Origin of the sequence: Pricia sp. (assembly GCF_041745955.1) — a bacterium.
GTDB lineage: Bacteria > Bacteroidota > Bacteroidia > Flavobacteriales > Flavobacteriaceae > Pricia.
The window spans coordinates 1-10,405 of record NZ_JBGTHY010000050.1 but is presented as its reverse complement, the minus strand read 5'-3'; the positions used below and the strand labels follow the sequence as shown (position 1 = coordinate 10,405).

General features: G+C 47.2%; 10 protein-coding genes and 1 pseudogene. 6 read left to right on the top strand and 5 right to left on the bottom strand.

Going from position 1 to position 10,405, the window contains the following annotated elements:
• Positions 1-586: 586 nt before the first annotated feature.
• Positions 587-1,465, bottom strand: a complete 879-nt coding sequence (locus ACEW8S_RS01700; protein WP_373516458.1) for a diacylglycerol kinase family protein — start codon at positions 1,463-1,465, stop codon at positions 587-589.
• Positions 1,466-1,511: 46 nt separating this feature from the next.
• Between ACEW8S_RS01700 and ACEW8S_RS01695 the strand changes: the two genes are divergently transcribed.
• The gene (locus tag ACEW8S_RS01695) at positions 1,512-2,477 is read left to right on the top strand and encodes an App1 family protein (protein ID WP_373516457.1); all 966 of its coding nucleotides are present in this window, start codon (positions 1,512-1,514) and stop codon (positions 2,475-2,477) included.
• A gap of 187 nt (positions 2,478-2,664) precedes the next feature.
• Here ACEW8S_RS01695 and ACEW8S_RS01690 read toward each other — a convergent pair whose 3' ends face one another.
• Together ACEW8S_RS01690 and ACEW8S_RS01685 are read right to left on the bottom strand one after the other, a co-directional pair.
• Positions 2,665-2,961, bottom strand: a complete 297-nt coding sequence (locus tag ACEW8S_RS01690; protein ID WP_373516456.1) for a 3'-5' exonuclease — start codon at positions 2,959-2,961, stop codon at positions 2,665-2,667.
• Positions 2,921-3,124: a hypothetical protein gene (locus tag ACEW8S_RS01685; RefSeq protein ID WP_373516455.1), complete on the bottom strand. Its 204-nt coding sequence runs from the start codon at positions 3,122-3,124 to the stop codon at positions 2,921-2,923. Before ACEW8S_RS01685 ends, ACEW8S_RS01690 begins: the two co-directional genes overlap by 41 nt.
• 600 nt (positions 3,125-3,724) lie before the next feature.
• On the opposite strand from ACEW8S_RS01685, the gene ACEW8S_RS01680 reads away from it, so the two are divergent.
• Positions 3,725-3,925, top strand: coding sequence for a CsbD family protein (locus tag ACEW8S_RS01680; RefSeq protein WP_373516454.1), 201 nt, complete (start codon positions 3,725-3,727; stop codon positions 3,923-3,925).
• Positions 3,926-4,316: 391 nt separating this feature from the next.
• Here ACEW8S_RS01680 and ACEW8S_RS01675 read toward each other — a convergent pair whose 3' ends face one another.
• Positions 4,317-4,469, bottom strand: coding sequence for a hypothetical protein (locus ACEW8S_RS01675; RefSeq protein ID WP_373516453.1), 153 nt, complete (start codon positions 4,467-4,469; stop codon positions 4,317-4,319).
• Positions 4,470-4,742: 273 nt separating this feature from the next.
• Positions 4,743-5,255, bottom strand: coding sequence for a hypothetical protein (locus ACEW8S_RS01670; RefSeq protein ID WP_373516452.1), 513 nt, complete (start codon positions 5,253-5,255; stop codon positions 4,743-4,745).
• Positions 5,256-5,605: 350 nt separating this feature from the next.
• Between ACEW8S_RS01670 and ACEW8S_RS01665 the strand changes: the two genes are divergently transcribed.
• The 4 genes and pseudogenes from ACEW8S_RS01665 to ACEW8S_RS01650 form a co-directional block, all read left to right on the top strand.
• Positions 5,606-5,776: a DUF6747 family protein gene (locus ACEW8S_RS01665; protein ID WP_373516451.1), complete on the top strand. Its 171-nt coding sequence runs from the start codon at positions 5,606-5,608 to the stop codon at positions 5,774-5,776.
• A 363-nt stretch (positions 5,777-6,139) separates the two neighbouring features.
• On the top strand, positions 6,140-6,331 hold the full coding sequence (locus tag ACEW8S_RS01660; RefSeq protein ID WP_373516450.1) for a hypothetical protein: 192 nt from the start codon (positions 6,140-6,142) through the stop codon (positions 6,329-6,331).
• 484 nt (positions 6,332-6,815) lie between these two features.
• Positions 6,816-9,185: pseudogene (locus tag ACEW8S_RS01655) on the top strand (HYR domain-containing protein); the annotation flags it as partial.
• 45 nt (positions 9,186-9,230) lie between these two features.
• Positions 9,231-10,405: hypothetical protein (locus tag ACEW8S_RS01650; RefSeq protein WP_373516459.1), on the top strand; the 1,175-nt coding region annotated here is incomplete at its 3' end.

The following is a 10,405-nucleotide window of genomic DNA, read 5'->3' as shown; positions in this document are numbered from 1 at the left end:
AAAAATCATGGTGAACCCCATTCTCGGTCTTGACCGCAACACGTTGTTTATCCGTAAGGAATTCAATATCCCGAACCGATAAGTGCCAAGCGATTTTTTTTCATAGGGACATTTCGGTTTTGGAAATTAAAGTTAGACAAGTGTTTTGACGTAATTAATGCAATATCCTATTACTATTGACCTTAAAGCTTAAATCTTGGCCTCCTATAATTCTAAATCAATGGCTATTGAACACTTTATCCCATATACTAAACTACCATTCTTTTACCGGAAAAATAACTTAACGTATTCTGATCCGACCTTAATCTCTGAAAATGTCAAAATCCTTAAAGATTTTATACATTAGATGCTCAACCAAAACTATAATGATGGGAGATTCAAAAAGGAAAAAAATCCTTAAAATTTGCGAGGATGAAGAAAATTGGAAAATAAGCATGTGGAGGGCATAAAGCCCGAGGAATACAGCTGGATGTATCCCGATTAGTGACGTAGATTGGGGCGAGGGGTTAGCTTTAAAAAATAGTATAAACTAAAACTTCTCTAGGCCGCCCTCAAAGGTCGATAAACAATAATGATTAAGGGATTTCTACAAACCTATGGCGATTTGGGTAAAATTTGGGATAATGGAAACCGATACCTCCGTTCTTGTCCCAAACGGCTCCCCGTCGATCTGAAAACAGACCGGCCTCGCAGTGGTCACCCTAACATCCGTTGTCTGGATTACCTCTACAAAATCGCTGTCCATCTCAATATTCCCTTTTAGCATCTTATATATTTCCACTACGTCCAATTTTTTGAATATCAGCACTTCGAACTTTCCGTCATCTATTTTCCCATCGGGATTGACCAGTGCGCCGGTGCCGAATTTTTTGCTGTTAGCGAAGGCCACCATAACAGCTTCGATTTCTTTGGTGGATCCGTTCGCGTGTATGGTAAAATCATAGGGGCTTTCCGTATTTACAAGAGTAGGAATGCTGCTAAGAAAGTAGCCGAAGTGTCCCCTCATGGAGCTCTCTGAATATTTTTTTATCAATTCAGCGTTTATACCAAGGTCGCTTATATGCAACCCTATCGAGTTCCCTATCCTTAAAGCGTCCATTTTGACTATTTTGCTTCCCAATGCCGCAACTAAGGCGTTTTCATGATCCATGGGAAGTTCTAGGTCCGTCGCCAGACCATTGGCCGAACCTGCGGGAAGTATGCCTATAGTTATTCCTTTACCTTCGCAGGCTTCGGCGGCCACTTTTATGGTGCCGTCCCCACCTGCCACAAGAATCCGGTCGGGCCGAAAGGCCTCTAGCGCCGACCGGATTTTCTTAATATCATTTTTTCCGGTCGTTTCATGTACTTTTAGCTCCGTTCCCGAATGCAAAAAATCGCTGACCATATCGATGATCGGTCGTTTTTCGGTATCGCCCGAGATTGGGTTTATTACCAGAAGAACTTTTTTTATCTTAGTTTCCATATAAAAATTCAGTAGCCCTATTAAAGGTAGACAATCAAATATTCAAATGAAAGTAAGGCTGAAGATTTATCGTGGTTATGCGAACGAACAGGAAATAATCATTTTTGGGCATCTTTTCAAGAAGTATGCCCCAGATCGTTTCGCCCTGGATGGAAAGCGTTTCAGGCACGCTTACTCGGTCATACGCATGTTTAGCATAAAAACGTTGGGAAATGTTCCGGTACGATTGAAATTTAGGGGCATCGACCTAAAGACGAGAACCTTGGAGGACGGCTATTTTCGGTTCGCCGTACGTTACACCATGGACTTGGAGTGCGGCTGGCACGAATTTACGGTCTCTACGGATTCAGATGGAACTTCCATCGAGGGAAAGGGGGAATTCGTAAAGCCCTATCCCGGAAGATTTGGCCTGATTTCGGATATTGACGATACATTTTTGATATCCCATTCCAGTAACTTTTTGAAAAAAATTTATATCCTATTGACGCGTAATATCGATAAGCGCAACATCTTTGAAGGAGTGGTCAATCACTATCGGCTGCTAAGCAATGCGGGAAGAACGAAAGACGGCAAAACGAACGCTTTTTTTTATGTTTCAAGTAGTGAGTGGAACCTGTACAACTTTATTGAAAAGTTCACGTTCTTGCACGGCCTCCCGAAAGCAGTTCTTAAACTACGGAAAATAAAGACCGGATTGGGCGATTTTCTCTTTACCGGGGGAGGTAGCCATGACCATAAATTCGATAAGGTAAAACATCTCATAGAATTTTATAAAGAACTTAAATTTGTCCTATTGGGGGATGATAGTCAAAAGGACTCGGAAATATATAGGCGCATCGTAAAAATGTTTCCCACTAATGTGACAGCTGTTTATATAAGGTGCACCAAAAAGGAACTTAAATCTGAAGTGATTAGGTCAATGACCGATATAACAGATGAGGGAGTGGCGACCTGTTATTTCCAACATAGCTCCGAGGCTATTGAGCATTCAAAAAGTATTGGACTTATCTAACACAACTATTTTGTAAATCCATTTTCGGACATAGATGGCCGATGGCAACAATTATCACATCACTAGGCCGTGCGCATATTCGAAAGCTTAAAATATCAACGAAAATCCATCCCCATACTCAAATCCATCTCATTGGGCTTTTCGATATCGTAACCTTGTTTTGTGGTTTTGTTTACAATCTCCTGAACTACCAAATCCAAAGGCAATCCTTCCAAAAAATACGAACTGCCCTGGTCGGAAGTATTCTGTTGAGATCTTCCGAACTTGAACTTCGGCTTTGGAACGCATTAATGGAACTTGTATACCTAGTTATTATCAACCGATTTTTTGCACGGGTCAATGCCACATATAATACCCGTCTGTCTTCCTCGATTTCGTCAAGATTATCCAAATTCCAGGCGCTGGGATATACCCTAGGGGAAACATTCAGTACAAAACAGGTGTCAGCCTCCAGTCCCTTGCCAGAATGTACGGTCAATATCATGACGGTCGTTATGCTCTTGGGTAGTCAGTTTTGAGCTTTCCAGAACCGGCATGTCATTGATCTGTCTAGAATTTCCCAATACGCCTTCGGTGTGAAGGCCATTGGCCTGAATACTTATTCGTAATGATTCTCGTTTCAGTAACGTCTGTCGATAGCAATGCATTGAAAAGTAACGTTATCCATTTTAAGTGAAGCGTTTCAAAGATAATGATTTCTTAAGAAATTGGAATATATCCAAAGTGTGGGAATAATTCCTAAGTTTGTATTCCATAAACTCACCCTGTCCATATGGCCCAACATAAAACGAAACCTTTTATAATGGTATCCTCCAAGAACAAAAAGGGATATATTTAGCTGTCCATTTTTAGAAAGGATTATTCCGACTCCGTGAACGAGGTTTTCTATATTAGAAAATCAGTTGCCGAGAAACTGATGGAAGTCTGTACGCAATTCAATCCATGGGGATCATAGGAGTACTTTTCAACTTCAGGCATTTTGTGATCAATGCAAGCTTACATCGTTTATTTGAACTTGTTGTGGGATCATACTACCCTGAACAAGGTCGTCTTTATTTGATTTCTTAAATTAGTATTTCCAAGTATTAAACCACCACCTTTTTGGTTTAGGCTACAAAGTATTTCGAACGTTATCCGGACGGGCAACCAAATCGAGTCAAAAATTGAACCATACAGGTTAAAGGTCCAACCTAGTATTATTTAACTTTAATCAGTAAAAGTAATTATTAACTTCTCAAAACAATATTATGTCAGCACCGTGGAAAGATAAGGTTAAAGGCAACTGGAACATTGCAAAAGGAAAAATTAAACAAGAATGGGGGGAACTAACTGATGATGACCTTGATTATAAAGAAGGGCAAGAAGACGAGTTGGTAGGTCGCATTCAAAAGAAAACGGGTGAAAGTAAGGAGCGTGTCAACGAATACCTTAATGGCTTGAAGTATTGAAAAGATTTTTTGATAATTAGAAATCCCGCTTTGAGCGGGATTTCGCTTTATTTTACCTGATGGTTATCTATCGTTTATTTAGACTTTAGACGGATTAAACCGTTCCGGGACTGCCGACCTGCTTTTCCCGTCCAATCCCGGTAACGATCTTGTACCGGGTAGGGTAATATAAATAAAGGCATCCAACTTTTCGATCTGTTCCCAACGGGATCCTAGGGTGGTTCCTGTCCATCTCCAACGCGGGGTACGAGATCCGGGAATTTGGGTGCATTGGGATGTATAAGATAAAGAAGGGGGTTCAGTTCGAAACGATGCCCCGTTTATTCTAACTTTGATCCCGCCGCCCTTGCCGGCCGAACAAAAATTATGGCCCTGCCTTTGCCCGAACCGATCATAACGGCCAATCGATACTTTCCTGAAATTCCTCCGGCGCCTGGCCGTAGGCTATATCACCGATTACATCGTGCTTAATATGGTTGTTGTCCAGAAATATTGAAATCCTTTCCAAGGTTTCATACGGGCCTGTTATCTCGATTTTCTTCATAAATGAAATGGTTGTTTTCCTATCTGTACCATAATGCTTTTTATTGCGAAAAATTGTCGGGCCGACGATTAACCGCAAAATAATCAGGGGATCTGCATAATCCCATTATATTTTACCGTCGCCCCGATCTTTATGTCCCTTTCAAACTCCATCTAAAGGAAACAAGGGAAGGGACGGCTTTACGACCGGCCCTGTCCTGGATATACATTTCGCGTGCCGGCCATGTTCCAATTCTGAACGGCACTTCCGTCCTGTCCGGCAACGAGAGACCGGTTATGTACCGTAACCTTTTTCGATGTTCCGTGCCAATTGTCTAATTCCCTTGGAGATCACCAATTGCAGCTCATCGTTCCCCTGCCGTTCGTTCAAAGTGTCCCTTAGTTCGGATACCGCGGTGTTCTGTGCCTTTACCGCGATGCGGAAATGATCGAAGTGTTCCCTGGCCGACCGAAAGGAATTTTTTTCTACCCACGGCCGTTCCTCTGCGCCCCGGTTGTCCAGGCCGAAATATGGCCTGCCCCCCAGAGCGATGAGGGCCACAAAAATCCGGTCGCCGAGATCTTTGAACAGGCGCGCCGAACGTTCCAAAAAGCCGCGCAGTTCCCGGCTCGGGGTCTCCCGGGCGGTCAAGGAGTGTATGTTGTCGGCAGCGTAGCACTTCTCGACAAGGTGGTGCAGTCCTTCCAGTGTATAAATTTCCATATCGGTGTTCGGCATCCAACGGACATCGGGCCGGCGGGATTCCCGGCGCCCCGTTTTTCGATCCACGGTCATTACTGGGCGCAAAACTATCCCGGTGCTGGAAGAGCCTTTGACACTATAGGTTTTATTGTTGACCGCAATGCAATAATGCCACAGGTCCGATAGGGGAAATCCATCGTTTTGGGCCCCTTGGCCGTCCGGGATCTTGATCTTAGCAACTTGCCACGTACCTTGATACGATGATCTACTACCTTAAATACGATAGGATTCGACGTGTTGCACCTTTATCCCGGGCAACGCACCGGTGCCAGGGGACGGTTTGCCGGGACGCCGCTTCCCTGTATGCGCGTGCCCGGTTTTGTCGGCGGTTGGGCTAGAATCCGTGGTCCTTAAAATGTCCGTTGCATCTTTGCGGCGAACAAAAAAATAACATTATGAAAACAGCTTTACTTATCAAGGAAATCTATAACGATGGATTTCGGAATTTGGGCCACTTCATGGTCAAGGAGTATTTCAGGGTATTCGCATGCTTCAGCTTTGCGATGTTCGCTATCGTACTGTACGCGTTTGTTTTCCGGTTGGCCACGGGATTCGCCTTTGACTAGGCTTACGTTCCTATCCCGGGCCGGGGTAAGGTCCTTGCTCCGGTACCTGCCCGGCAACCTCTATTTGGCTATCGGATGGCTGTGCTTTATGGCGTCCCTGGGCGTCCTTTGCATGTCACTCCTAGTCAAGTGGGCGGTCAGGGGATCGGGTCGTTGGGCCAGGGGCACGGGTCCCCGGTCGATCTTTAATATCCATAAATTTCAGCTCCTGGCAGTTCGGACTGTAAAAGGGGTCGGTGGCTCTGACAGGTACGTTACCAGCGCTGCCGATCTTAACAACGGGCTGCACGGGCAAATTGAAAATAAGGCCTAGGACGCTTCAATTGCCGACTGCGGTTGCGGAAGGTTCAAACGAACGATAGGGTGGGCCATACCCGTTCCATGGGCGGGCCGGTAAGGAAAGGAACGTTACGGACCAAGGAAGAAGCGTTGGCCTGCCTTAAGGAAGAGTTCGATGCCAAGAGCAAAAAATCGATTTTGAAGGAATGGATCATCGGTGGCAGGATCCCGGAGCCCTTTCAGGAGAGAATGGTGGCTGTTCCAGGTTACTATTAAGGAAACAGGCGATAACGACCTATGGGTAGTCTGCGATGTTCGTCCGATCTAAAATTGTGGCCCGTTCGATATGGACGACCAGAAGAATATGGTTTATTTGAACTCTACTATTGTTTGATGCCAATCGTTATTAACTGATTAAATCAACTCTTCAGAAATAGATTTCTTCTATGAATAATATATATCCAACTGTAGAGCTCGAAATGGAGGTTTATAACGAAATACAACCTAATTAAGAAATCAAATTATAATACGCTCTTCACGCAAGTTAAGAAGATTGTTAAGGTAATTTTGGGAGTCTTGTAGTTTGATTGATATACAAAAATTGGAAACTGACAACGCTTTAATTAGACTTCACAACAAATTCAGTATAAATGAACGCTTAACCCAAGATTTACGTTATCTAGTTAATAGTCCAAAGTAAAACCGCATGCCAACGCCCAAATCTGGCCGGTAGTTTTATTTAACCAACTTGAACCTGCTTATGCCTAACCTACTTAAAAAATTGTTGATTCTGCTCGTTTTTGCCGGTTCAACAGGTTTTAGCTTATCCAAGGATTCAATCCCCTTCCGGAACTCGATCCGTAGTGAGACTGTGGGTCCAAATAAGGGCCTTCTGATTTCTTATGCCCCGACTTTTTCAAATTGCCCTTCCGATATCAACAATGTCCTGCCCAATTCGGGCGACTGTACGGCAACGGTAACCTGGGTGCCGCCCACCGCTACCGGTTCGGGTACGGTAACACTGACCAGCAATTACGATCCCGGGGATTCCTTTTATCCCGGCACGCACCGGGTCATATACAGGGCTACTGATAGCAGTGGCGATACCTCTTTTTGTGAGTTCAAGGTTAACGTGATGGATAATCAATCGCCGGTGATTACCGTTCCTTCCGATATTACCCGCAACGCAGATCCTGGTAGTTGCGGTGCGGTGGTCAACTTCCCTTATCCAACGGCCACCGATAACTGTCCCGCAGGGGAAGGGGCGCCGATCGACCAAAACTTTGATAGTAGTGACGACCTGAGCACGCAATGTTACGATTTTGATGGAACCTTCGTCGGTAGTGGCGGAAATATCAACGGGTCGGCCGGTGAAATCGAGACCGTCGAATTGATACGAAACGATATTCGTTCGTTCACCAGTCCGCTCACCCAATTCAATGGCACCGGGGAAATCTTTTTCGACCATCACATTCTTTCCGGGCACCCAAGCGGAAATTTAGGAACGAATTCCAGGCTTACCGTTAAACTGATAACTGCCGGGGGTGCCGAAACCATAATTTTCAGCGAGCAATATATCAATGAGGATGTTCAGACCGAACACATTGATATTACCCAAAGCGGGAATTATTTTGTGCAGTTCGAATGGGAAACCGACCAAAACCGGAGCGACATCGCCTATCTCGATGAACTATATATACCCGGTTATGTTGTTTCCGATGTTACCGTCGTGGCCTGTACGGCGGCTTTTCTCCGTGTGGCCCAAATTTCCGGTCAGCCCTATAGAAGTGGGGTAGAATTTCCTGTGGGCACTACTACCTTACAATATATCACCAGGGATGCCGCGGGAAACGTCGGTTTCAATTCCTTTAAGGTTACCGTAACCAACAACATCACTCCCCCTGCCGGAAACGATTTCGAATATTGCGAAGGCACTCCCGTTCCTACCTTAACCGTAACCGTGGGCCCCGGACAAGCCGTAGATTGGTACGATGCCGCCGTGGGAGGCACTTTATTATTGGCAGGTAATCCTTCATATCAGCCGTCAGGTCCAGGAAACTACTATGCTGAAACTAGAAATACCGCTACCGGGTGTGTCAGTGGCACAAGAAGAAGGATAAGGCTAACGGAAAACCCGCAACCCGAGGCGCCGTCGGCACCCACCCCGATAGAATATTGTGTCAATGATCCAGCCACCCCATTGACGGCGACCGGGGAACAGGGCAACATGATTTTCTGGTACAATGCCCCGACCGGTGGAACTATGTACCCCGATGCGCCGACACCGGACACCTCAACGGCGCAGACCATCTTCTTTTATGTAGAACAGGTAGATGCTACCACAGGGTGTATCAGCGACCGTACTGAGGTGGTAGTTACCGTGTATGCGTTGCCCATAGCCCCCATGTTGATAACCCCAGTCGAATATTGTATCGGCGAGATGTCCGGCGAACTGAACAGTAACGTGACAAGCGGTACCAACCTGAGATGGTACGATGCCGCGTCGGGAGGGAATGAAATTCCGGGAACAACAAGGCCGAACACCGCGACCGCAGGGCAGCAGTTCTTTTGGGTAACGCAGTCGGCCACATCCGGAAGCGCCAGTTGTGAAAGTACCAGGACCCGATTGACCGTAAACGTGAATACACCGCCGGCCATAAGCATGCAACCTTTGAACCGTTCGGTATGCGAAAACGGAAACGCAATCTTTGCGGTGGGCGCATCCGACACTGCTACCTTTCAATGGCAACTGTTCGATGGTACCACTTGGAACGACTTGTCCAATACCGCCCCGTACTCCAACACGAGAACCAATACAATGACCATTACCGGAGCGACCCTTGCCCTGAACAGCAACCAATATCGTGCAGTGGCCACAAGCCCTGCCGCGAGCTGCGCAGATGCCATATCCAATAGGGCCACGCTTATGGTGAATACGGCACCCCCCGCTCCAACTAGCGGTGGGGACCAGACCGAATGTGAACAAAATCCGATCCAAACCTTGACCGCTACGGCTACCCCTCCTTCGGGAGCAACTGTCGCTTGGTACGATGCGGCTTCGGGTGGAAATGTAGTGGCCAATCCTATTTTGGATGCGGTGGGCACGGTTACCTATTATGCACAGAGCAATGATTCGGGCAATAGTTGCACTAGTGTAGGACGTACCCCTGTTACTTTGACTATCCGACCCGCACCTGCCGCTCCGAGTGGAAGCGACCGGACCGAATGCGAGCAAAGCCCCATCCAGACCTTGACCGCTACCGCCAATCCGCCTTCGGGCGCGACCGTGGTGTGGTACGATGCCGCTTCCGGTGGAAACCAGGTGACGGGCCCCACCCTGAATTCCGCAGGGACTATAACGTATTACGCACAAAGCAACGATGATGGCACGGGATGTCCGAGTACTTCAAGAACTCCGGTAACCCTTACCCTGCAGCCGGCACCGATACCACCTATTAGCGGAGGCGACCTTACCGAATGCGAGGTCAGTCCGACGCAAACGCTGATAGCAATGGCTACCGCCCCCTCAGGATTTACTGTTACCTGGTTCGATGCGGCTTCCGGTGGAAACACGGTGGGAAGTCCTACCTTGAATTCGGCGGGAACCATAACCTATTTTGCAGAAAGCAGCGATGATGGCACTTCCTGTGGAAGCATTTCCAGAACCCCCGTTACTTTGACGATCGAAGGGGTTCCCGTTGCACCGACGAGTGGTGGGGACCAAACGGAATGTGAGGCCGGCCCTACCCAGACGATGACCGCAACGGCTACGGCTCCCGCAGGTGCAACCGTGGTTTGGTACGATGCCGCTTCCGGTGGAAATACGGTGGGAAGTCCAACGCTGAATTTCGTCGGAACCATAACATATTTTGCCGAAAGCCGAACGACCGGCAGCGGTTGTGTAAGCGACAGCAGAACTCCCGTGACGCTTACCATGAACGCCAGACCGACCATCGCCGTTACCCCCACTTCACAATCGTGTTCCGCGGACCTGTCCACATATTCGGTATCCGTAGATGTCGACCGGGGAGCGGTTACTTCTTCGGAAGGAACGGTCACCGATAATGGCGGAAACAACTGGACCATTTCAGGGGTCACTTCCGGAAACAATATCACGTTAACGGTCACCGACGCAAATAGCTGTACGGAGAATATTTCCATAAACGCACCGAACTGTAGCTGTCCGACCGTAAATGCCCCGACCGGCGGTGGAGACCGAACGGAATGTGAGACCGATCCGATCCAGACCTTGACAGCGACCGCAACCCCGCCCTCAGGGGCAAGCGTGGTCTGGTTTGATGCCGCTACAAACGGCAATATAGTTGCAAGTCCTACTTTGAATACGGTCGG